Source organism: Streptomyces venetus (assembly GCF_039540295.1).
Classification (GTDB): Bacteria; Actinomycetota; Actinomycetes; order Streptomycetales; family Streptomycetaceae; genus Streptomyces; species Streptomyces venetus.
In genome coordinates, this window is record NZ_BAABET010000001.1 from 19,986 (window position 1) to 41,709 (window position 21,724).

At 72.1% G+C, this 21,724-nt stretch carries 19 protein-coding genes; 10 read left to right on the plus strand and 9 right to left on the minus strand.

Going from position 1 to position 21,724, the window contains the following annotated elements; genetic code table 11:
• Positions 1-3 precede the first annotated feature (3 nt).
• From ABEA82_RS00075 to ABEA82_RS00090, 4 genes are all read right to left on the minus strand, one after another.
• Positions 4-690 (minus strand): response regulator, encoded by a 687-nt coding sequence (locus ABEA82_RS00075; protein WP_345659218.1) that lies wholly within the window; start codon positions 688-690, stop codon positions 4-6.
• A complete protein-coding gene (locus ABEA82_RS00080; RefSeq protein ID WP_345659219.1) occupies positions 687-1,907 on the minus strand; it encodes a sensor histidine kinase in 1,221 nt (406 codons plus the stop codon). The genes ABEA82_RS00075 and ABEA82_RS00080 overlap by 4 nt, the downstream gene beginning before the upstream one ends.
• Before the next feature lie 277 nt (positions 1,908-2,184).
• Complete coding sequence (gene pspAA, locus ABEA82_RS00085) at positions 2,185-2,463, minus strand: PspA-associated protein PspAA (RefSeq protein ID WP_003989705.1); 279 nt, start codon at positions 2,461-2,463, stop codon at positions 2,185-2,187.
• Positions 2,464-2,485: 22 nt separating this feature from the next.
• Positions 2,486-3,283, minus strand: coding sequence for a PspA/IM30 family protein (locus ABEA82_RS00090; protein ID WP_003989706.1), 798 nt, complete (start codon positions 3,281-3,283; stop codon positions 2,486-2,488).
• A gap of 306 nt (positions 3,284-3,589) precedes the next feature.
• Here ABEA82_RS00090 and ABEA82_RS00095 point away from each other — a divergent pair, with 306 nt between their 5' ends.
• Together ABEA82_RS00095 and ABEA82_RS00100 are read left to right on the plus strand one after the other, a co-directional pair.
• The gene (locus ABEA82_RS00095; protein ID WP_345659220.1) at positions 3,590-4,189 is read left to right on the plus strand and encodes a DUF3043 domain-containing protein; all 600 of its coding nucleotides are present in this window, start codon (positions 3,590-3,592) and stop codon (positions 4,187-4,189) included.
• 83 nt (positions 4,190-4,272) lie between these two features.
• Entirely contained in the window at positions 4,273-4,974 is a 702-nt protein-coding gene (locus ABEA82_RS00100) for a class I SAM-dependent methyltransferase (RefSeq protein ID WP_345659221.1), read from the plus strand.
• A gap of 58 nt (positions 4,975-5,032) precedes the next feature.
• On the opposite strand, the gene ABEA82_RS00105 is transcribed toward ABEA82_RS00100, so the two are convergent.
• Entirely contained in the window at positions 5,033-5,245 is a 213-nt protein-coding gene (locus ABEA82_RS00105; protein WP_345659222.1) for a hypothetical protein, read from the minus strand.
• 176 nt (positions 5,246-5,421) lie between these two features.
• Between ABEA82_RS00105 and ABEA82_RS00110 the strand changes: the two genes are divergently transcribed.
• Positions 5,422-6,621, plus strand: a complete 1,200-nt coding sequence (locus ABEA82_RS00110) for a bifunctional adenosylcobinamide kinase/adenosylcobinamide-phosphate guanylyltransferase (RefSeq protein WP_345659223.1) — start codon at positions 5,422-5,424, stop codon at positions 6,619-6,621.
• 167 nt (positions 6,622-6,788) lie between these two features.
• Here the strand turns inward: ABEA82_RS00110 and ABEA82_RS00115 are convergent, their stop codons facing one another.
• Positions 6,789-7,838 (minus strand): class I SAM-dependent methyltransferase, encoded by a 1,050-nt coding sequence (locus ABEA82_RS00115; RefSeq protein WP_345659224.1) that lies wholly within the window; start codon positions 7,836-7,838, stop codon positions 6,789-6,791.
• Positions 7,839-7,995: 157 nt separating this feature from the next.
• Here ABEA82_RS00115 and cobT point away from each other — a divergent pair, with 157 nt between their 5' ends.
• Positions 7,996-9,123, plus strand: a complete 1,128-nt coding sequence (gene cobT, locus ABEA82_RS00120) for a nicotinate-nucleotide--dimethylbenzimidazole phosphoribosyltransferase (protein WP_345659225.1) — start codon at positions 7,996-7,998, stop codon at positions 9,121-9,123.
• Positions 9,124-9,604: 481 nt separating this feature from the next.
• Here cobT and ABEA82_RS00125 read toward each other — a convergent pair whose 3' ends face one another.
• Together ABEA82_RS00125 and ABEA82_RS00130 are read right to left on the minus strand one after the other, a co-directional pair.
• Positions 9,605-9,838 (minus strand): hypothetical protein, encoded by a 234-nt coding sequence (locus ABEA82_RS00125; RefSeq protein WP_345659226.1) that lies wholly within the window; start codon positions 9,836-9,838, stop codon positions 9,605-9,607.
• 56 nt (positions 9,839-9,894) lie between these two features.
• On the minus strand, positions 9,895-10,656 hold the full coding sequence (locus tag ABEA82_RS00130; protein WP_345659227.1) for a hypothetical protein: 762 nt from the start codon (positions 10,654-10,656) through the stop codon (positions 9,895-9,897).
• Between the two features lie 60 nt (positions 10,657-10,716).
• On the opposite strand from ABEA82_RS00130, the gene ABEA82_RS00135 reads away from it, so the two are divergent.
• Complete coding sequence (locus ABEA82_RS00135) at positions 10,717-11,499, plus strand: adenosylcobinamide-GDP ribazoletransferase (RefSeq protein WP_345659228.1); 783 nt, start codon at positions 10,717-10,719, stop codon at positions 11,497-11,499.
• A 33-nt stretch (positions 11,500-11,532) separates the two neighbouring features.
• On the opposite strand, the gene ABEA82_RS00140 is transcribed toward ABEA82_RS00135, so the two are convergent.
• Positions 11,533-12,312 carry an endo alpha-1,4 polygalactosaminidase gene (locus tag ABEA82_RS00140; protein ID WP_345659229.1) on the minus strand — a complete coding sequence of 260 codons (780 nt, stop codon included), beginning with the start codon at positions 12,310-12,312 and terminating at the stop codon, positions 11,533-11,535.
• 426 nt (positions 12,313-12,738) lie between these two features.
• On the opposite strand from ABEA82_RS00140, the gene ABEA82_RS00145 reads away from it, so the two are divergent.
• The 5 genes from ABEA82_RS00145 (at position 12,739) to aceE (ending at position 21,699) form a co-directional block, all read left to right on the plus strand.
• Positions 12,739-14,265 carry a leucyl aminopeptidase gene (locus ABEA82_RS00145; RefSeq protein ID WP_345659230.1) on the plus strand — a complete coding sequence of 509 codons (1,527 nt, stop codon included), beginning with the start codon at positions 12,739-12,741 and terminating at the stop codon, positions 14,263-14,265.
• A 364-nt stretch (positions 14,266-14,629) separates the two neighbouring features.
• Entirely contained in the window at positions 14,630-16,018 is a 1,389-nt protein-coding gene (gene lpdA, locus ABEA82_RS00150) for a dihydrolipoyl dehydrogenase (RefSeq protein ID WP_345659231.1), read from the plus strand.
• Between the two features lie 61 nt (positions 16,019-16,079).
• A complete protein-coding gene (gene sucB / locus ABEA82_RS00155; protein ID WP_345659232.1) occupies positions 16,080-17,864 on the plus strand; it encodes a 2-oxoglutarate dehydrogenase, E2 component, dihydrolipoamide succinyltransferase in 1,785 nt (594 codons plus the stop codon).
• A gap of 237 nt (positions 17,865-18,101) precedes the next feature.
• Positions 18,102-18,725, plus strand: a complete 624-nt coding sequence (locus ABEA82_RS00160; RefSeq protein WP_345659233.1) for a GntR family transcriptional regulator — start codon at positions 18,102-18,104, stop codon at positions 18,723-18,725.
• A 271-nt stretch (positions 18,726-18,996) separates the two neighbouring features.
• Positions 18,997-21,699 carry a pyruvate dehydrogenase (acetyl-transferring), homodimeric type gene (gene aceE / locus ABEA82_RS00165; RefSeq protein WP_345659234.1) on the plus strand — a complete coding sequence of 901 codons (2,703 nt, stop codon included), beginning with the start codon at positions 18,997-18,999 and terminating at the stop codon, positions 21,697-21,699.
• The last annotated feature ends 25 nt before the right edge of the window (positions 21,700-21,724 follow it).

A 21,724-nucleotide genomic window follows, 5' to 3' on the forward strand; every position in this document is an offset into this window, starting at 1 on the left:
AGCTCACTCCACCCTTGGACGGACCAGGCCCGACTCGTACGCGATGACCACGAGTTGGGCCCGGTCCCGGGCGCCCAGCTTGGCCATGGCCCGGTTGACGTGCGTCTTCACCGTCAGCGGGCTGACCTCCAGCCGCTCGGCGATCTCGTCGTTGGAGTGTCCACCCGCGACCTGGACCAGCACCTCGCGCTCCCGGCCGGTGAGCGAGGCCAGCCGCTCGCCGCGGGCGGGGTCGCGGTGGCCGAGGTCGTCCGGGTCCTGCTGGGCGAGGAAACGGGAGATCAGTCCCGTGGTGGCCGCCGGGGACAGCAGGGCCTGGCCGCCGGCCGCGATGCGGATGGCGGCCAGCAGTTCCTCGGGCTCGGAGCCCTTGCCGAGGAACCCGGAGGCGCCGGCGCGCAGCGACCGCACCACGTAGTCGTCGACCTCGAACGTCGTCAGGATGACCACGCGGACGTCCGAGAGGTCGGGGTCGGCGCTGATCATGCGGGTGGCCGCGAGTCCGTCGGTGCCGGGCATCCGGATGTCCATCAGGACGACGTCGGCGTGCCGCTCCTTCGTCAGCCGCACCGCCTCGGCGCCGTCGGACGCCTCCCCCACCACCTCCATGTCCGCCTCGGAGTCGACGAGCACCCGGAAGGCGCTGCGGAGCAGCGCCTGGTCGTCGGCGAGCAGGACACGGATGGTCATGCGGGGGCCTCCCCGGTCGCTGTGCGGTTCTCGACCGGCAGGATCGCATGGACGCGGAAGCCGCCTCCGTAGCGGGGACCGGTGGTGAGGGTGCCGCGCAGGGCGGTGACGCGCTCCCGCATACCGAGGAGCCCGTGCCCGCCGCCGCTGTCCGGGGTCGTGTCCTCGCCGGTGCCGTCGTCGAGCACGGTGATCTCGATGTTCGGCCCCACCCGGACGACGCTGACCTCGGCCTTGGCCTGTGGTCCGGCGTGTTTCTGCACGTTGGTGAGGGCCTCCTGGATGACCCGGTAGGCGGCCAGGTCCACGGCTGCGGGGAGGGTGATGCCCTGGTCGGCGCGGGCGACCTCGATGTGCAGGCCGGCGTTGCGGAAGGTGCCGGTGAGTTCGTCGAGCCGGTCCAGGCCGGGGGCGGGTTCGGTGGGGGCCTCGGGATCGCCGGACTGTCTGAGCAGTCCGACGGTGGCGCGCAGCTCGTTGAGGGCGGAGCGGCTGGCCTCCCGGACGTGTGAGAGGGCCTCCTTGGCCTGGTCGGGGCGCTTGTCCATGACGTGCGAGGCGACGCCGGCCTGGACGTTGACCAGGGCGATGTGGTGGGCGACGACGTCGTGCAGGTCGCGGGCGATACGCAGGCGCTCCTCGGCGACCCGCCGGCGGGCCTCCTCCTCACGGGTGCGTTCGGCGCGCTCGGCGCGTTCCCGGATGGCCTGGACGAAGGCGCGGCGGCTGCGGACCGCGTCCCCGGCGGTGGCGCCGATGCCGGTCCAGGCGAAGATCGCGAGGTTCTCCTGGGCGTACCAGGGCAGGGGGCCGGCGGACATGGCCGCACCGGTCAGGACGGTCATGGTGAGCAGGCCGACGCGCCAGGTGGTGGGGCGGTCGGTGGTGGAGGCGACGGTGTAGAGGGCGATGACCGCGGACATGGCGACGGGGGCGCGGGGGTCGCCGGTGACGGACTCGATGACGGAGACCGTGCCGGTGAGGACGAGGACCGTCATGGGGGCGCGGCGGCGGAAGACCAGGGCGGCGGCGCCGAGGGTGATGAGGACGAGGCTGAGGGGGTCGGGGGTGCGGAGGTTCCAGCTGACGTTGCCGGGGTGGCGGGGCTCCACGAACGAGCCGGCGACCATGCAGGTCAGGACGGCTGCGGCCAGGGCGGCGTCCAGGGCCAGGGGGTGGGCCTTGGCCTGGTGTTTGGCCCTTTGGAGGGTGCTCACGGCTGATTACGGTAGCCGGGGTGGGTGTGCGGGGGTATGGGGGGCGGGGCTGGGAGGTCGGCGGGCCGGGTGTTAGGTGCTCGGCGTGGGGGCTGGGGGCGTGGCTGGGAAACCGGGCCCGGTTTGAGGTGCTCGGCGTGGGGGGCTGGGGGCGGGGGTTGCGCAGCCCGGCGTAGCGGGGTGCCGCCTGCGCCCACCCTCCCCCAAGCTCTCGGCTTCGCTCGAGCAGGGGGGACCCCCATCGCCCCAGCGGCACGACTGCCCGCAGCTGGGTGTCTCAGCCGGGGATCAGGCCGTCGTCGCTGAGGAGTTCCCTTACTTCCTCCAGCGTCGCGTCGGGGGACGGGAGGATCAGTTCCGAGGGTTCCAGGGAGTCGTCGGGGAGGGGGTCGCCCAGGTCGCGGACCCGGGTCAGCAGGGCCTGGAGGGTGCGGCGGAAGCCGGGGCCGTCGCCGTTCTCCATCTCCGTCAGGAGTTCGTCGTCCAGCTTGTTCAACTCGGTGAGATGGCCGTCGGCCAGCCTCACCTGGCCCTCCCCCATGATCCGTACGATCATGTCGCCCTCCTAGGCGTGGCCCCTACTGCTTGTCGAAGCGCGGGGTGTCCTGCGGCTGCTGCTGCGACTGCTGCCGGCTCGTGCCACCCTCGATGGCCTGCTGAGCGTCACCGGAGCCCCCGGCCAGCTCGGCCTTCATGCGCTGCAGTTCCAGCTCTACATCCGTACCACCGGAGAGCCGGTCCAGCTCGGCCTGGATGTCGTCCTTCTGCATGCCGGACTGGTCGTCCAGGGCGCCGGAGGCGAGGAGCTCGTCGATGGCGCCGGCGCGGGCCTGGAGCTGGGCCGTCTTGTCCTCGGCGCGCTGGATCGCCAGGCCGACGTCGCCCATCTCCTCGGAGATGCCGGAGAAGGCCTCGCCGATCCGGGTCTGCGCCTGCGCGGCCGTGTACGTCGCCTTGATCGTCTCCTTCTTCGTACGGAAGGCGTCGACCTTGGCCTGGAGCCGCTGGGCCGCGAGAGTGAGTTTCTCCTCCTCGCCCTGGAGCGTCGCGTGCTGGGTCTCCAGGTCGGTCACCTGCTGCTGGAGGGCGGCGCGGCGCGACAGCGCCTCCCGGGCCAGGTCCTCCCGGCCCAGCGCGAGCGCCTTGCGGCCCTGGTCCTCCAGCTTGGTGGACTGCGACTGCAGCTGGTTCAGCTGGAGCTCCAGGCGCTTGCGGGAGGTCGCCACGTCGGCGACGCCGCGGCGGACCTTCTGGAGCAGCTCCAGCTGCTTCTGATACGAGTAATCGAGGGTCTCGCGCGGGTCCTCGGCCCGGTCAAGGGCCTTGTTCGCCTTCGCGCGGAAGATCATCCCCATACGCTTCATGACACCGCTCATGGGCTTCGCGCGCCCCCTTCTGACCGACTCCGGCTCCAGCTCCTGCGACAGAACCCACAGTACGGGCCCTGCATCCATTACCGCACTGTTCGGGGACGGATGCGCTCATCCCCAAGGACGACTGCACCGGCCCCTGCTCCGGCGTAGGGAGTAGGTGGTCCCCGGGGTTACCGGAGGCTTACGTCCCGGGGAACGACCGGAGCCGTACACAACGTCCCCTCTGTCCCCTTACTGACGACTGGTGTTGCCGGATCGTTCCCCAGGGGGCTGGGGTCCATGCCCGGGAAGCCCTTACCCTTGGGTTTTGTGTTCCGTAGCCGTGCGAAGGATGAGAAGGCCCAGGCCGCCGACAAGGCGCCGGTGACCGACTCCAGTCAGCCCCGTCACCCCGAGGCCCCCAAGGGCCGCCCCACGCCCAAGCGCAGTGCGGCCCAGTCGCAGCGCCGCAGTGTGGCCAACACGTCGACGACGCGCAAGGAGGCCGCCAAGCGCCAGCGCGAGGAGCGCCGCACCGCGCTGGAGCGCCAGCGCCAGGCGCTGGCGAGCGGCGACGAGCGGTACCTGCCCGCCCGCGACAAGGGACCGGTGCGCCGGTTCGCCCGCGACTTCGTCGACTCGCGGTTCAACATCGCGGAGTTCTTCCTGCCGATGGCCGTGGTCATCCTCGTGCTGAGCATGGTGCGGGTGGCCTCGCTGCAGAACATCGCGCTGCTGCTGTGGCTCGTGGTGATCGTGCTGATCGTGCTCGACTCCTTCGTCTCGTCCTTCCGTCTGAAGAAGCAGCTGAACGAGCGCTTCGCGGGTGAGAACAAGCGCGGCGCCGTCGCCTACGCCCTGATGCGCTCCCTCCAGATGCGCCGGCTCCGGCTGCCGAAGCCGCAGGTCAAGCGCGGAGAGCGGCCCTGACCACGACGCCGTTCTCCGGGGGTGCGGCGGATGCCTGGCTTGATGAGCTGGGCGGGCTGCGCGATGTCGTCCGGCAGGAGCTGGTGGCCCGCCAGCTGGACGAGCAGATAGTCGGGCGTTTCCCGGTCGGTCAGCGGCTGCGGGTGCTCGACGTGGGCATGGGCCAGGGCACACAGGCCCTGCGGCTGGTCCGGGCCGGGCACCGGGTGACCGGTGTCGAGCAGGACCCCAAGATGGTGGGCGTGGCCAGGGAGGCCCTCGCGGGGGAACCCGAGGGCGTCCGGGAGCGGATGCGGATCGTCGAGGGCGACGGCCGGGACACCGGGGTGCACTTCCTGCCCGGCAGTTTCGACGTGGTGCTGTGCCACGGCGTCCTCATGTACGTGGAGGAGCCTGATCCGCTGCTGGCGGGTCTGGCCCGGATGCTCGCGCCCGGCGGGCTGCTGTCCCTGCTCGTGCGCAACGGGGACGCGCTCGCGATGCGGCCGGGGCTGTCCGGCGACTGGGCGGGCGCGCTGAGCGGCTTCGACACGGTCTCCTACCGCAACCGCCTCGGGCTCGACGTCCGGGCCGACCGGCTGAAGGACCTGACCGCGACGCTCGCCGGGATCGGGGCGCCGCTGCACGCCTGGTACGGGGTGCGCGTGTTCACCGACACGGCGGCGGACGGCGCGGAGGTCCCGGCCGACGTGGAGACGCTGCTCGCGGTGGAGGAGAGGGCCGGGCGGACGGATCCGTACCGCGGGGTGGCGGCGCTGCTGCACCTGTGCGGCGTACGGGGCTGAGCACCCGCACCGCACGGCAGAGGGGGTGGGCGAGGGCCGACGGCCCCCGCCCCCGGGCTCATGCCTCGGCCGCGTGCAGGCTCATCGGCCCGTAGATCTCCGTGGTGTCCTCGAACAGCCGCACCTGGTCGGCACCGCCCTCCTGAAGGGCCTTCCAGTGCTCTCCGATCCAGGACTCGGCGTCCCCCTGGGTGGGGAACTCCTCCGGCGGCACCGCGGGCTGGACCTCCGTCCCGTCGGTCTTCTCGAACCGCCACGTCCATGCCGCCATGTACGCCTCCCATGTGTGTGAGCACACTGCACAGCGAAAAGCCGGATCTTGGTCCGGCTCCCGTCCCGAGCCTATGCGCTCCGTCCCGTGTGGGTCGTCACCGTTGCAGGACTGCGAGTGCCCCGCCGGAGCGCTTCCGCCACGCGGGACCAGTGCCGACGGGTGAGAATCGGGGCGTGGAACTCACTCTCCTCGGCACCGGCGCCCCCGCGGGACTCCCCCGCCCCGACTGTCCCTGCGCGGCCTGCGCGACCGCCCTGGGCCCCGACGCGCGGGCGGCCACCGCGCTGCTCCTGGACGGGGCGCTGCTGCTCGATCTGACACCCGGGGCGGCGTTCGCGGCGGCGCGGGCGGGCCGTTCCCTGACCGGCGTACGGCAGGTACTGCTGTCGCATCCGCACGACGGGCCCGCCGTCGAGGTGCCGGCCGGGCTGCCGCAACCCGGTCGGGTGCCGGACGGGCGGGAGTTGACGCTGCTGACGGGGCACCGGGTGCGGGCCGTGGCGATGGACTCGCCGGGCACGGGGTACGCGGTGGCCGGGCCGGAGGGACAGCGGCTGCTGTATCTGCCGCCGGGCGGCGCGCCGGCGGGGCTCGAGGAGCCCGCCGAGTCGTACGACATGGTCTGCCTGGACGTGGTGGGGCGGCCGGACGCGCTGGCGAAGCTGCGGGCGGTGGGTGCGGTGGGGCCGACGACGGATGTGGTCGCCGTCCACGTGGACCACGACGTGCCGCCGGGGCCCGAGCTCGCGCGGCGGCTCGCGGCGGCCGGGGCGCGGGCCGTGCCGGACGGAGCGACGCTGGCGGTCGGGGCGTACGAGGACGTGCCGGACGTGCCGCGGCGGACGCTGGTGCTCGGCGGGGCGCGGTCGGGGAAGTCGGTGGAGGCCGAGCGGAGGCTGGAGGCCTTTCCGGACGTGCTGTACGTGGCGACGGGCGGGTCGCGGAACGGGGACACCGAGTGGTCGGCGCGGGTGGCCGCGCACCGGGAGCGGCGGCCGGGGTCGTGGCAGACGGTGGAGACCTGCGATCTGGTGCCGTTGCTGGCGGCCGAGGGGCCGCCGCTGCTCATCGACTGTCTGTCGTTGTGGCTGACGGATGCGATGGATTCCGCCGGGGCGTGGGACGACGCGGTGTGGGCGGAGCGCGGGGAGAAGGTGTTGCGGGAGCGGGTGCGGGAGTTGACGGAGGCGGTGCGGGGGACGCGGCGGACGGTGGTGGCCGTGTCGAACGAGGTGGGGTCGGGGATCGTGCCGTCGACTGCGTCGGGGCGGCGGTATCGGGATGAGCTGGGGCGGCTCAATGCGGGGTTCGCGGGGGAGTGTGAGCAGGTGTTGTTGGTGGTGGCGGGGCAGGCGGTGGTGTTGCGGGGGTGAGGGGTGCTCGGCGTGGGGGCTGAGGGCGGGGCGTTGCGCAGCTCGGCGGGGCGGGGTGCCTCCCCCAAGCTCTCGGCTTCGCTCGAGCAGGGGGACCCCCATCGCCCCAGCGGCACGACTGCCCGCAGCTGGGACGGTGGCCCGCAGCTAGGGCGGCAGCCCGCAGGCTAGGTGGTCGGTTTGCGGGCGATCAGGCGGTAGGTGTTGGCGAGGCGGGTGCGGCGGGCCAGGGGGGCGAGGGCGTGGTCTGCTGCCGCTGCCAGAGCCACCAGAGGCAGGCCCGCCCGGAGGAGGGCGCTGCGAGCGTGTCGGCGGACGGGGGGTGGGGGGATCGCCCGCCACGGGGTGTCGGGCGCCGGGACGCTGTGGGCGAGAGCCAGGGCCATGGCACCTGAGAGGTCATGGGGCACGTGAACCGGGCGGTGGTCGAGGGTGAGGATCTCGCAGCCGGCGGCCTCCAGCTCGGCTCTGAGGTTCTGCGGCGGGAGCAGGTGGAGGTGGCGAGGCTGGTCGTAGGAGAGCCACCAGCGGCCCAGCATCGCGGCGAAGACGCTGCGCGGGCTGAGGGTCTCGACGAGCAGATGGCCGCCGGGGCGCAGGACGCCGAGGGCCGCGTGGAGTTCCGCTCGGGGGTCGGTGGTGCCCTCCAGGTGGTGGAGCATGCTGACCACGTCGTAGCGGGCGCGCAGCGGGGTCGCGATCCGAGGGTCCGTCAGGCGGCCCACGTGGGCTTCCTCGACGCGTTCGGCCGTCCGGGCCCGGACCACGCGTGGGGTGGGGTCGAGGCCGTCGAAGGACGTGTAGGGGAAGAACTCCTGCGCCGTCGCCGGGAAGCGGGCGTGGCCCGTGCCCACGTCGAGCCAGCTCTCCGGCTCACCGAAGCGCCGCATCGCGCGGGCGGCCGAGCGGTGGCGGTGCCGGCTCGCGCGCAGGGCGAGGAGCGAGTCGGACGCGGGGTCCAGGGGTGCTCCGCGCGCGGTGCGGTGGTAGAGCGCGAGGCCTTCGAACGTGAGGCGGGGGTTCTGGAAGGTGTGGCCGCAGTCGCGGCACTGGTCGACGGTGAAGCTGCCCGGCTTGTACTGCCGCAGGTCACCGCTGCGCATCCGGTTCCGCAGACGGACGGAGCCGCACCAGGGGCAGTCCTCGCGGCGTGGTTCGTGGACGCGGGTGGTCGCCTGGGCGGCGGACGGCGCGGAGGGGGTGGAGGGTGCGGGCATGGGCGGCTCCCGGGCGCGAGACGTACGGCAGGGACGTACGACAATCCGCTGCAAACCGGAACGTATGGGATGCCGATCTTGGGTGCAACGACGTCCCGGTGCCGGAGTCGCTATGTGGCGCCGTGCTGTTCGATCCGTGCCGGGTACTGTTCGGCGAATGAGCTCGCTTAATCTCGACGACTTCACCGATCTGATCGAGCGTCCGGACGGCGGGGTGCGCCGTGACGCCGAGGCGCGCCGGGAGCGGCAGATCGTGCCGCCCGGAGCGCTGGGCCGCCTCGACGACCTGGGTGAGTGGCTTGCCGCGGCGCAGTCCGCCGTGCCGGTGCGGCCGGTCGAGCGGCCGCGGGTGGTGCTCTTCGCCGGTGACCACGGCGTCGCCGAGCTGGGCGTCTCGGCTCGTCCGGCGGGCGGCGCCGGGGAGTTGGTGCGCGAGGTGCTGGAGGGCGGCCGGCCCGTGTCGGTGCTGGCGCGGCGGCTGGGTGTGCCCGTGCGGATCGTCGACATGGCCCTGGACTGCGACCCGGAGACGCTGCCCGAGGACGTCGTACGGCACCGGGTGCGGCGCGGCAGCGGGCGGATCGACGTCGAGGACGCGCTGACGCTCGAAGAGGCCGAGACGGCGTTCCGGGCCGGGGTCGCGGTGGCCGACGAGGAGGCCGACTCCGGTACGGATCTGGTGGTGCTCGGCGATGTGAGCGTCGGCGGCACCACGGCGGCGGGCGTGCTGGTCGCGGCGCTGTGCGGGGTCGACGCGTCGGTCGTCACCGGGCGCGGCGGGCTGGCCATCGACGACCTGGCGTGGATGCGCAAGTGCGCGGCGATCCGTGACGCGCTGCGCCGGGCCCGGCCGGTGCTCGGGGACCAGTTGCGGCTGCTGGCGGCGGTGGGCGGCGCCGATCTCGCGGCGATGACGGGCTTCCTGCTGCAGAGCGCGGTGCGGAAGCTGCCGGTGGTGCTGGACGGGGTGGTGACGGCCGCGTGCGCGCTGGTCGCGCAGCGGATCGCGTTCCGGGCACCGGACTGGTGGCTGGCCGCGCACGACAGCGGTGAGCCCGGGCAGGCCAAGGCGCTGGACCGGATGGCCCTGGAGCCGCTGCTGACCCACGGTGTGACCGTCGGCGAGGGCGCGGGCGGCCTGCTGGCCCTGCCCCTGGTGCAGGCCGCGGCCGCGCTGGCGGCGGAGCTGCCCGAGAAGCCGAAGGAGTCCGAGAAGCCGGAGGAGCCCGAGGAGCCGGTGGGCCCGGTGGGGCCGGAGGTCTCCGAGGCGGCCGCCGAGCAGTAGCGCCCGAGAGAGCCAGGTCACGCACGCCTGGCTCAACTTCGCCCCGTTCCGGTCGGTCTTGGAACGTGGGGTCGGTCTGACCGAGTCGCGGACTCCCTCGGACATACCGCCGCACGGACGAGGACGACCACCCGATGACCACGCTCGCCCGCTGGGCCCGTGCCGAATGGGGGCCGCTCTGCGCGGCCGTGCGCGGGCCGCTGCGGGAGCGCCGGTGGCGGGCCGTGCCGATGGCGGTCACGGCCGTGTGCCTCACGGCGGTGCTGCACTCGGCACACAACCAGTCGTGGGGCTACCGGTTCGTGCAGGACGTCGGTGCCGTTCGCGCCGAGGACCCGCTGTGGCTCGCGCTCCTGCGGACGCCGCTGTCGCTGTTCGTGCCCGCGCTGGATCTGCCGGTGTGGGGCGCGCTGGCGCAGATCCTGGTGGTGTTCGGTGTCGCGGAGCTCTGCCTGGGCCGGGGACGGACGCTGCTCATCGCCTACGTCGCCACGCTCGCCGGCACCCTGTACGCGCGCCTGGGCGTCCGGCTGGGCCCGGACTTCCCGCTGGGGCTGCCCGCCTCGGACGCCCGCGTGGTGGACAACGGGCCGTCGGCGGCGGTGGTGGGACTTGCCGTGTACCTGGGCCTGCGCCACCGCGCGTACGTCACGGCCGGGGCGGTGATCGCGGCGATGGTGGTCGAGGTCGCCGTGAAGGAGAACCTCGCGGGCAAGGAGCATCTGGCGGCGATCGCGGCCGTGCTGGTGCTGTGCGCGGCCGCGCGCTGCGTCAGCGGCGTTCGAGGGACCGGGTCGGCTCGGGGTCGGGCGCGCCGCCGATCCAGTCCTGGAAGGCGCGCCGGGGGCCCACCCAGCGGCGGTCGTGGTGGTAGGCCCGCAGGGTGGATCTCGCGCGGGCGCGGTAGCGGTTGCGGTAGAACCGCTTGGCCCACGGGGAGGCGGGACGGGCCAGCCGTACGGCGGCGATCAGGGCCACGACCGGGATGACCGCCCCCAGGACCGCGAGACGGATCTTGCCCTTGAACAGCGCGATGAGGGCGAACGCGAAGTTCACGAGGACGGTCGCGAGGGCGACGGCACGGTTCTGCTCCTGGCCCTCGGAGAGGTCGTTGACGCCCAGCGGCGAGAAGCCGAGCAGGAGCAGGCCGACGAGCGAGGCGGTGAGGACGACCATCTCGACGCTCTTGCGGCCGTCCGCGGTCCAGTAGACGTCGGCGAGGTGCAGAACCAGGGCGAACTCGTCGAGGACGAGGCCCGCGCCGATGCCGAAGATCACCGCGGCCAGGCACGAGCCGAGGCCGTGCTGACCGCCGGCGACCGCGCCGAAGCCGCCGACGATCGTCAGGATGACGCCGGGGACCACGTGGTGGACGTGGACGCCTCCGCTGCTGACGTTGCCGAAGGGCCCTTTGCCCGCACGGATGAGGCGGGTGATGGTGCGGGTGATCACGAAGGTCAGGACGAAGGAGATGAGAGCGAGAAGCAGCGGCAGCTTGCCGGGTTCCACGATGTTTCGCTCGAACCATCCCATATGTGAACTTTATCCTCGGCCGCCGTGCCCGCCCTCCTGACCGGCCGGTAGCCTGCGCCGGTGCCCAGAACCTCGCCCTTCGACGGTCTCCGCTTCGCCTTCGGCACCCTCACGGTGTTCCCGGTCCGGGTGACCCGCTGGGACCGGGAGGCTGCGCGCGGCGGGATGCTGTGGGCTCCGGCGGCCGGGCTGGCGGTCGGTGCCGTCGCCGCCGCTGCCGGGCTGGTGACGCTGTTCCTCGGTGCGGGGGGTCTGCTCGCGGCCGTGGCCACCGTCGCCGTGCCGGCCGTCCTCACCCGGGGACTGCACCTGGACGGTCTCGCGGACACCGCCGACGGGCTGGGCAGCGGGAAGCCCGCCGAGGACGCGCTGCGGATCATGAAGCAGTCGGACATCGGGCCGTTCGGGGTGATCGCCCTCGTCCTCACCCTGTTCGCCCAGGTCGCCGCGCTCGCCCAGGCCTACGACGCCTCCTGGGCCCGGGGCGCGTGGGCCGCCGTCGTCTCCGCGACCGTGGCCCGGCTGGCCCTGACCCTGGCGGCCCGGGCCGGGGTGCCGGCGGCCCGGCCGGAGGGGCTGGGGGCGGCGGTCGCGGGCGTGGTGCCGATGCGAGGAGCGCTGCTCGCCGCCGTCGTGGTCGCGGGGGCCGCGGCAGCGGGGAGCGCCGCCTTCGGCCGGTACGACGTGGCCCGGACCGTGCTCGCGGTCGTGCTCGCCCTGGCCGCCGCCGAAGCGCTCCTCGGCCACTGCACGCGCCGCTTCGGCGGGGTCACCGGTGATGTGTTCGGCGGCCTGGCGGAGACGGCGGCGACCACGGCTCTCGTCGTTCTGTCACTGGGCTGAGACGAACTCCTGCGCCCGGCACAGCGACGGGGCTCAGCACGCCTTCCGCCACACCCCCAGTTCGTACTTCTTCAGCAGCGAACTCAGCTTCAGCCTGCGGGACTCGGCGCAGAAGCGGCCGGTCGGCACCTCGTACTCGACGTGGAAGACCGCCTTGCCCGCCTCGACGAACGGTTTCAGGGCCGCGCACTCGCCGTACTGGGCGCACTGTTCGTTGACCGCGAAGTCGAAGTCCCCGACCAGCTCCGGGATCTGGTCCAGGTCGTTCTTCAAGCCCACGGCCAGGCCCCGGTCGTGGGCCAGGCGGGCGACGAGGCGGTTGTAGCGGAGCTGGTCGGCGGCGGTGAGGGAGAAGCCGGTGTCGTTGCGGTAGCCGTCCATGTTGTCGGGTTCCACGGCGTCGAAGCCCTTGTCGCGGCACATGTCGATGCGGGCCGCCATCAGCGGCTCCAGGACGTCGGTGCGGCGGATGTCGAGCCAGCGCTCGCCCTTCCAGCCGTTGCCCCGGCCGAGCACCTTCTTCGGGAACTTCCCGGCGTCCGGGCGGAACTCCTCCCAGGCGCCCGTGGAGAGGTAGCAGATGACCTTGCGGCCGTCGTCGTGCAGCCCGGCGACCGTGTCCTCGGAGTGGTCGAAGCCGTCGATGTCGTAGACCGGCACGTCGACGGAGGTGTCCAGGCGGCCGCTGAGCTGCCACTGCCAGGCGATGCCGGGGCGGGGCTGCCAGCGGGGGCCGGGCTTGTCGTCGGGGTCCTGGGTGCAGCCTGCGAGCAGCAGGAGCAGCAGGGCGACGAGCGGGGACAGACGTCTCACGGGGTGATCTCCGGGTGGTGCAGGGTGTACGGCGGGGGCCCCAAGGATGATCTCCCGTTCCGGGGACCGCGCAGTGCACCGCCGCACCCCAGGCCTTCGCCAGGTCGTTCGGATCGGCGCCGGGCGGCACGCCGTACACCCGCAACTCTCCTGAACGCCCGGCGCACTTCGCCGGATCGCGATGAGCGTGACTCAGCTCACCGGTGTGAGGGATCAAGAAATGGCCACCATGCCACCCAGAGGTGAACGCCCGCAGGAATGAGCGAACCGGGCCGCGCGCGTAGTCTCGACGTCGAGTGTTCGCCGCACCGGGGAAGGCCCCGTGAATTCCGGACCCTGAGGTCGGAATAGGGTCGGCTGTCGGGCCCGGTCGACCCACACCGTTCGACCACCGCAACTTCACATCGGAAGCGAGATTTCACCACCGTGACTGCTCTCACTCTCAGCACCGCCGCGGCGCCCGGTCTGCGGGCCGACGCCATCGTGATCGGTGTCGCCAAGGGTGCCAAGGGGCCGGTCGTCGCGCCGGGCGCCGAGGCCGTGGACAAGGCGTACGACGGCAAGCTCGCCGGCGTTCTGGAGACCCTCGGTGCCTCGGGCGCCGAGGGCGAGGTGACGAAGCTGCCGGCGCCGTCCGGCTTCAAGGCACCGCTCGTGCTGGCGGTGGGCCTGGGCGCGGTGCCCGAGAAGGACGCCGACTACGACACCGAGGTCCTGCGCAAGGCCGCCGGCATCGCCGCCCGCACCCTGACCGGCTCCAAGAAGGCCGCCTTCGCCCTGCCGCTGACCGACGCCGCCGACGCCGGCGCGATCGGTGAGGGCGCGCTGCTCGGCGCGTACGCCTTCGACGCCTACAAGGACAACGGCAAGGACCCCAAGGCGAAGAACGGCAAGGCCCCCCTCGCCGAGGTCGCCCTGCTCGGCGGCAAGCCCCGCGACAAGGCGTACAAGGCGGCCGTCGAGCGTGCCGTCGCCGTCGCCGAGGAGCTCAACCGCGCCCGTGACCTGGTCAACACCCCGCCGAACGACCTGAACCCCGAGGCGTTCGCCGCGATCGCGCAGGCCGCGGCCAAGGAGCACGGCATCAAGGTGCAGGTGCTCGACGAGAAGGCGCTGGCCAAGGGCGGCTACGGCGGCATCCTCGGCGTCGGGGCCGGGTCGGCGTCGGGGCCGCGGCTGGTGAAGCTGTCGTACACCTCCTCGAAGGCGAAGAAGCACCTCGCCTTCGTCGGCAAGGGCATCACGTACGACTCGGGCGGTATCTCGCTGAAGCCGGCCGGTCACAACGAGACGATGAAGTGCGACATGAGCGGCGCGGCGTCGGTGTTCGCCGCGGTCGTCGCCGCGGCCCGGCTGGGGCTGGAGGTCAACGTCACCGGCTGGCTCGCCCTGGCCGAGAACATGCCCTCCGGTACCGCGACTCGTCCGGGTGACGTGCTGCGGATGTACAGCGGCAAGACGGTGGAGGTGCTCAACACCGACGCGGAGGGCCGGCTGGTGCTGGCCGACGCGCTGTGGGCGGCGTCGCAGGAGAAGCCGGACGCGATCGTGGACGTGGCCACGCTGACCGGGGCGATGGTGCTGGCGCTGGGCAACCGGACGTTCGGGATCATGGGCAACGACGACGCCTTCCGTTCGGCGCTGCACGAGGCGGCGGAGGAGGTCGGGGAGCCGGCGTGGCCGATGCCGCTGCCGGAGCACCTGCGCAAGGGGATGGACTCGGCCACGGCCGACATCGCGAACATGGGTGAGCGGATGGGCGGCGGGCTGGTCGCCGGGCTGTTCCTGCGTGAGTTCGTGGGCGAGGGGATCACGTGGGCGCACCTCGACATCGCCGGTCCGGCGTTCAACGAGGGCGGGCCTTTCGGGTACACGCCGAAGGGCGGGACGGGTAGTGGTGTGCGGACGCTGGTGCGGCTGGCCGAGCTGACCGCTGCGGGGGATCTGGGCTGATCGTCGCCCAGTAGCTCGGTCTCGTCCGTTGTGTGGCGAGTGCGGGGGCGTGGGGGCTGTTCGCGCAGTTCCCGCGCCCCTGTGAAGGCGTCACCCTCAGGGCTGGTCGCGCACCGCGGCGGAGCCGCAGATCAGACACAGCCCCGCGCCCCTGTGAAGGCGTCACCCTCAGGGCTGGTCGCGCTCCTATGAACGTGGGGCGTCTCACACAGCAGCCCGGCGTCTCTTTGTGTGTCGACAAGTGCGAAGATGGGGCTCGGCAGGACAGGGCCCCACCTAAGGGCCGAAGAACGAGCGGCCGGACACCAGCCGCCTGCCGGTCAGTGAAGACCGGCGTACGGCGCACATGCATGGAGGACGTGACGTGGCGAACGACGCCAGCACCGTTTTCGACCTAGTGATCCTCGGCGGTGGCAGCGGTGGTTACGCCGCCGCCCTGCGCGGGGCACAGCTGGGCCTGGACGTCGCCCTGATCGAGAAGGACAAGGTCGGCGGCACCTGCCTGCACCGAGGATGCATCCCCACCAAGGCCCTGCTGCACGCGGGCGAGATCGCCGACCAGGCGCGCGAGAGCGAGCAGTTCGGTGTGAAGGCCTCGCTCGAAGGCATCGACATCGCCGGTGTCCACAAGTACAAGGACGGCGTGATCGCCGGTCTGTACAAGGGCCTGCAGGGGCTCGTCGCCTCCCGCAAGGTGACCTACATCGAGGGCGAGGGCCGGCTGTCCTCCCCCACCTCCGTCGATGTGAACGGTCAGCGCGTCCAGGGCCGCCACGTCCTCCTCGCGACCGGCTCCGTGCCGAAGTCGCTGCCGGGTCTGGAGATCGACGGCGACCGGATCATCTCCTCCGACCACGCCCTCGTCCTGGACCGCGTGCCCAAGTCGGCGATCGTCCTCGGCGGCGGTGTCATCGGCGTCGAGTTCGCCTCCGCCTGGAAGTCCTTCGGTACGGACGTCACCGTCATCGAGGGCCTGAAGCACCTCGTCCCGGTCGAGGACGAGAACTCCTCCAAGCTGCTCGAGCGCGCCTTCCGCAAGCGCGGCATCAAGTTCAACCTGGGCACCTTCTTCGAGAAGGCCGAGTACACCCAGGACGGTGTCAAGGTCACCCTCGCCGACGGCAAGGAGTTCGAGGCCGAGGTCCTGCTGGTGGCGGTGGGCCGCGGCCCGGTCTCCCAGGGGCTCGGTTACGAGGAGCAGGGCGTCGCGATGGACCGCGGCTACGTCCTGGTCGACGAGTACATGCGCACCAACGTGCCGACCGTCTCCGCCGTCGGTGACCTGGTCCCGACCCTCCAGCTCGCGCACGTCGGCTTCGCCGAGGGCATGCTGGTTGCGGAGCGTCTGGCCGGTCTGAAGACCGTTCCGATCGACTACGACGGTGTCCCGCGGGTGACGTACTGCCACCCCGAGGTCGCCTCCGTCGGCATCACCGAGGCCAAGGCCAAGGAGATCTACGGCGCGGACAAGGTCGTCACTCTGAAGTACAACCTCGCGGGCAACGGCAGGAGCAGGATCCTGAACACCACGGGCGAGATCAAGCTCGTCCAGGTCAAGGACGGTGCCGTGGTCGGCGTCCACATGGTCGGCGACCGCATGGGCGAGCAGGTCGGCGAAGCCCAGCTGATCTACAACTGGGAGGCGCTGCCGGCCGAGGTCGCGCAGCTCGTCCACGCCCACCCGACGCAGAACGAGGCGCTCGGCGAGGCCCACCTGGCCCTGGCCGGCAAGCCCCTCCACTCGCACGACTGACCCCTCGGTCGAGAAGCGACGACACAGACTTCCGCACTTTCCGTAAGGAGCAACCGAAACCATGGCGGTTTCCGTAACCCTTCCGGCGCTCGGCGAGAGCGTCACCGAGGGCACTGTCACTCGCTGGCTGAAGGCCGAGGGCGAGCGCGTCGAGGCCGACGAGCCGCTGCTCGAGGTCTCCACCGACAAGGTCGACACCGAGATCCCCTCCCCCGCAGCCGGCGTCCTGGCCTCCATCAAGGTCGCCGAGGACGAGACCGTCGAGGTCGGCGCCGAGCTGGCCCTGATCGACGACGGCAGCGGTGCGCCCGCCGCCGCCCCGGCCCCGCAGGCCGAGGAGGTCGCCGAGCCCGCTCCCGAGCCGGCCCCGGCCGCCCCGTCCACCGAGCAGGCCGCCCCGGCGCCCGCTCCCACCGCCGACGCCGCTGCCGGCGGCGGCTCCGCCGAGGGCACGGACGTGGTCCTGCCCGCGCTCGGCGAGTCCGTCACCGAGGGCACCGTCACCCGCTGGCTGAAGTCGGTCGGTGACAGCGTCGAGGCCGACGAGCCGCTGCTGGAGGTGTCGACGGACAAGGTCGACACCGAGATCCCCGCCCCCGCCTCCGGCACCCTGCTGGAGATCGTGGTCGGCGAGGACGAGACCGCCGAGGTCGGCGCCAAGCTCGCCGTCATCGGCGAGGCGGGTGCCGCTCCGGCCGCCGCCCCGGCACAGGAGGCCCCGGCCGCCCCGGCCCAGCCCGAGCCCACCCCGGCTCCGGCCCCGGCGCAGCCCGCCCCCGCCCCGCAGGCTCCGTCCGCCCCGGCCCCGCAGCAGCAGGTCACCCCGGCTCCCGAGCCGGCCCCGGCCGCTCCGGTGCCCGCCCCGGCTCCGGCCCAGGCCCCGGCCGCTCCGGCCGCCGCCAAGCCGGCCGACGACGGTGCCTACGTCACCCCGCTGGTGCGCAAGCTCGCCGCCGAGCAGGGCGTCGACCTGGCCACCGTCAAGGGCACCGGTGTCGGTGGCCGTATCCGCAAGCAGGACGTCGTCGCCGCCGCCGAGGCCGCGAAGACCGCCGCCGCTGCCCCGGCTCCGGCCGCGGCCGCGGCTCCGGCCGCCAAGAAGGCCCCGGTGCTGGAGGCGTCCCCGCTGCGCGGCCAGACCATCAAGATGCCGCGGATCCGCAAGGTCATCGGCGACAACATGGTCAAGGCCCTGCACGAGCAGGCCCAGCTGTCCTCGGTCGTCGAGGTCGACGTCACCCGCCTGATGAAGCTGCGCGCCCGGGCGAAGGACTCCTTCGCGGCCCGCGAGGGCGTCAAGCTCTCCCCGATGCCGTTCTTCGTCAAGGCCGCGGCCCAGGCGCTGAAGGCGCACGCGCCGATCAACGCCAAGATCAACGAGGCCGAGGGGACCATCACCTACTTCGACACCGAGAACATCGGTATCGCGGTGGACTCCGAGAAGGGCCTGATGACCCCGGTCATCAAGAACGCCGGTGACCTCAACCTGGCCGGCATCGCCAAGGCCACGGCGGAGCTCGCGGGCAAGGTCCGCGCCAACAAGATCACCCCGGACGAGCTGTCCGGCGCGACCTTCACCATCTCCAACACCGGTTCGCGCGGTGCGCTCTTCGACACGATCATCGTGCCGCCGGGCCAGGTCGCGATCCTCGGCATCGGCGCCACGGTCAAGCGCCCCGCCGTCATCGAGACGGAGGAGGGCACGGTCATCGGCGTCCGCGACATGACGTACCTGACCCTGTCCTACGACCACCGCCTGGTGGACGGCGCCGACGCCGCCCGCTACCTGACGGCGGTCAAGGCCATCCTGGAGGCAGGCGAGTTCGAGGTCGAACTCGGCCTCTGACCTCCCTCGTCGGTACGGCTGTACGGTGCCCCCGCTCGGATCATCTCCGAGCGGGGGCACCGCGCTTCGGGGGCGCGGGGAACTGCGCGATCAGCCACACCCGGCCGTGAGCCGAACGACAAGGCCACACCCCCCGTGTAAGTCTCGTCTCACCTGCACCAAGACACCCCCACCCACCCCACCCGCGGAGCGAACCGGCCGTATTGTCTAAACGTCAATCCCGCCTAAGGAGCTCACATGACCGCGCCCGTCATCCACTCGCTGCGCGAGCAGATCCGCGAGCACATCCTGGAGGGGATCATCAGCGGTCGCTGGCAGCCGGGCGAGCGGATCGTGGAGCGCAGGATCGCCACCGAGCTGGAGGTCAGCCAGACCCCGGTCCGTGAGGCCCTGCGGGAACTGGAGTCCCTGCGCCTCATCGAGTCCGCCCCGAACAAGGGCGTCCGCGTACGCAACCTCACCGCCGCCGACCTGGAGGAGAGCTACCCGGTCCGGGCCGGTCTCGAGGCCATCGCGGCGGAGCTGGCCGCGCAGGGCCTCGCCACGGACTGCTCGGCGCTGGAGCCGCACGTCACCGCCCTGTACGAGGCCGATCGCGTCGCCGACGGCACCGCCCAGGTCCGCCACACCGTCGCCTTCCACCGCGAACTGGTCCGCGCCGCCGGCAACTCCGTGCTGCTGCACACCTGGGAGGGTCTCGGCATCGAGGTGTTCACCGCCCTGTCGATCCGCTGGCTGGGCACCCGGCAGCAGTCGTACGCGGAGGAGCACGAGGAGCTCGTCGCCGCTTTCAAGCGCCGCGACGCCCGTATCGCGGAACTGGTGAAGGCCCACGTCCTGGGCTGCGCGCCCCGGGCGTGACACCCGAGCACGACCTCGCTCAAACGCCTTCCGACCTGCGAAAACCCCGCCGCATCAAGGTCACTGCGTGCCGCCGCCGAAGGCACCCCGTGCCGACTTTCTCGTGATCAAGAGGTTTTGCCCCTCAACCCTTTGATCGATCATCGATCAGGGAGTTACAGTCACCCACGGGCTTGCCACCCAAGCCTCAGCCCTGTCCTGCCAAAGACAAAGGGCACCCCCGATCCCCTTACCGATGAGGGAACCCCCTTCGACTGAGGAAGGCGGCGACATGACCGACCCCAACGCCATCCAGCCGAGCGAGCTCGACCAGCTCCCGGACCGCGACCCGGAGGAGACCGCCGAATGGCAGGCCTCGCTGGACGCGGTCACCAAGGCTGCCGGGCCGCACCGTGCCGCGTACCTGATGCGCCGCACGCTGGAGCGCGCAGAGGGCGCCGGCATCGCGCTGCCGAAGCTCCTCGAGACCGACTACGTCAACTCCATCCCCACCGCCGCCGAACCGGCCGTGCCCGGTGACGCGGCGCTGGAGCAGCGCATCACCGCGTGGAACCGCTGGAACGCGGCCGCGATGGTGACCCGCGGCAGCAAGTACGGCGTCGGCGGCCACATCGCCACCTTCGCCTCCGCCGCGTGGCTGTACGAGACCGGTTTCAACCACTTCTTCAAAGGCAAAGAGGCCGACGGCTCCGGCGACCAGCTCTACATCCAGGGCCACGCCTCCCCCGGCATCTACGCCCGCGCCTTCCTCGACGGCCGCCTGAACGAGACCCAGCTCGACAACTTCCGCCGCGAGGCGGGCGGCGACGGCCTGCCGTCCTACCCGCACCCGCGCCGGCTGCCGTGGCTGTGGGAGTTCCCGACGGTCTCGATGGGCCTCGGCCCGCTCTCGGCCATCTACCAGGCGCGCTTCAACCGCTACCTCACCAACCGCGGCATCAAGGACACCTCCGCCTCGCACGTGTGGGCGTTCCTCGGCGACGGCGAGATGGACGAGCCCGAGTCGACGGCGGCCCTCGCGCTGGCGGCCCGTGAGGAGCTGGACAACCTCACCTTCGTCATCAACTGCAACCTGCAGCGCCTCGACGGCCCGGTCCGCGCCAACTTCAAGATCGTGCAGGAGCTGGAGGCCCAGTTCCGCGGCGCCGGCTGGAACGTGATCAAGACGCTGTGGGGCACGGCCTGGGACGAGCTGTTCCAGCTCGACACCACGGGCGCGCTGGTACGCCGTCTGCGCCAGGTACCGGACGCGCAGATCCAGACGTACCAGACCCGCGACGCGGCGTACATCCGCCAGGACTTCTTCGGCGCCGACCCGGCGCTCGTGGAGATGGCGAAGCTGCTGAGCGACGACAAGATCCTCGAGTGTTTCCACCTCTCGCGCGGTGGTCACGAGTCCCGCAAGGTGTTCGCCGCGTACAAGGCGGCCGTCGAGCACAAGGGCGCGCCGACCGTGATCCTGGCCCAGACGGTCAAGGGCCACACCCTCGGTGAGGGCTTCGCGTCGAAGAACGCCAACCACCAGATGAAGAAGCTGACGGTGGACGAGTTCAAGAACATGCGCGACCTGCTGGAGCTGCCGATCTCCGACAGCGCGTTCGTCGACGGCGTGGTGCCCTACGGCCACCCGGGCGCCGACTCCCCCGAGGTCCGCTACCTCCAGGAGCGCCGCGCCGCCCTCGGCGGTCCGGCCCCGGCCCGCCGCGTCCACCCGGTCGCGCCGCTGCCCGCCCCGGCGGAGAAGGCGTTCGCCTCCTTCGACAAGGGCTCCGGCTCGCAGAACGTGGCCACCACCATGGCGTTCGTCCGCCTCGTCAAGGACCTGGTCCGCGACAAGGAGTCGGGCAAGCGCTGGGTGCCGATCGTCCCGGACGAGGCGCGCACCTTCGGCATGGAGTCGCTGTTCCCCTCGCTCGGCATCTACTCGCCCAAGGGCCAGACGTACGAGCCGGTCGACCGCGACCAGCTGATGTACTACAAGGAGGCCCAGAACGGCCAGATCCTCAACGAGGGGATCACCGAGGCCGGTTCGATGGCCGACTTCATCGCCGCTTCGACGTCGTACGCGACGCACGGCGAGGCGATGATCCCCTTCTACATCTTCTACTCGATGTTCGGCTGGCAGCGCACGGCCGACCAGATGTGGCAGCTCGGCGACCAGCTCGGCCGCGGCTTCCTCGTCGGCGCGACGGCCGGCCGTACGACGCTGACCGGTGAGGGCCTCCAGCACGCCGACGGCCACTCCCCCGTCATCGCGGCGACCAACCCGGCGGCGCTGACGTACGACCCGGCGTTCGCCTACGAGGTCGCGGCCATCGTCAAGGACGGTCTGCGCCGGATGTACGGCGAGGCGGCCCCGGGTGAGGACCAGAACGTCTTCTACTACCTGACCGTATACAACGAGCCGCTGCCGCAGCCCGCGAAGCCGTCCGCCGACGGTGTCGACGAGGGCATCGTCAAGGGCCTGTACCGCTTCAACACGGCGGAGTCGGCGGGCGTGACCGTGCCGGCGAACGCCCCGCGCATCCAGCTGCTCGGCTCCGGTACGGCGATCCACTGGGCGCTGAAGGCGCAGCAGCTGCTCGCCGAGGAGTGGGGCGTGGCGGCCGACGTGTGGTCGGCGACGTCCTGGAGCGAGCTGCGCCGGGACGCCCTGGAGGCCGACGAGGCCCTGCTGCGCGGCGAGGAGCGGGTGCCGTTCGTGCGGCAGGCGCTCCAGGGTGCCGAGGGCCCGGTGCTGGCGGTCTCCGACTACATGCGCCAGGTCCCCGACCAGATCGCGCAGTGGGTCGAGCAGGACTGGTCCTCGCTGGGCGCCGACGGCTTCGGCCTCTCGGACACCCGTGAGGCGGCCCGCCGCCACTTCGGTGTGGACGCCGAGTCGATCGTCGTCGCGGCCCTGGCCCAGCTCGCCAAGAAGGGCGAGGTCAAGGCGACGGCCGTGAAGGAAGCGCGCGAGAAGTACGGTCTGTAAGGACCGGCCACCGGCAGGCCCCCGC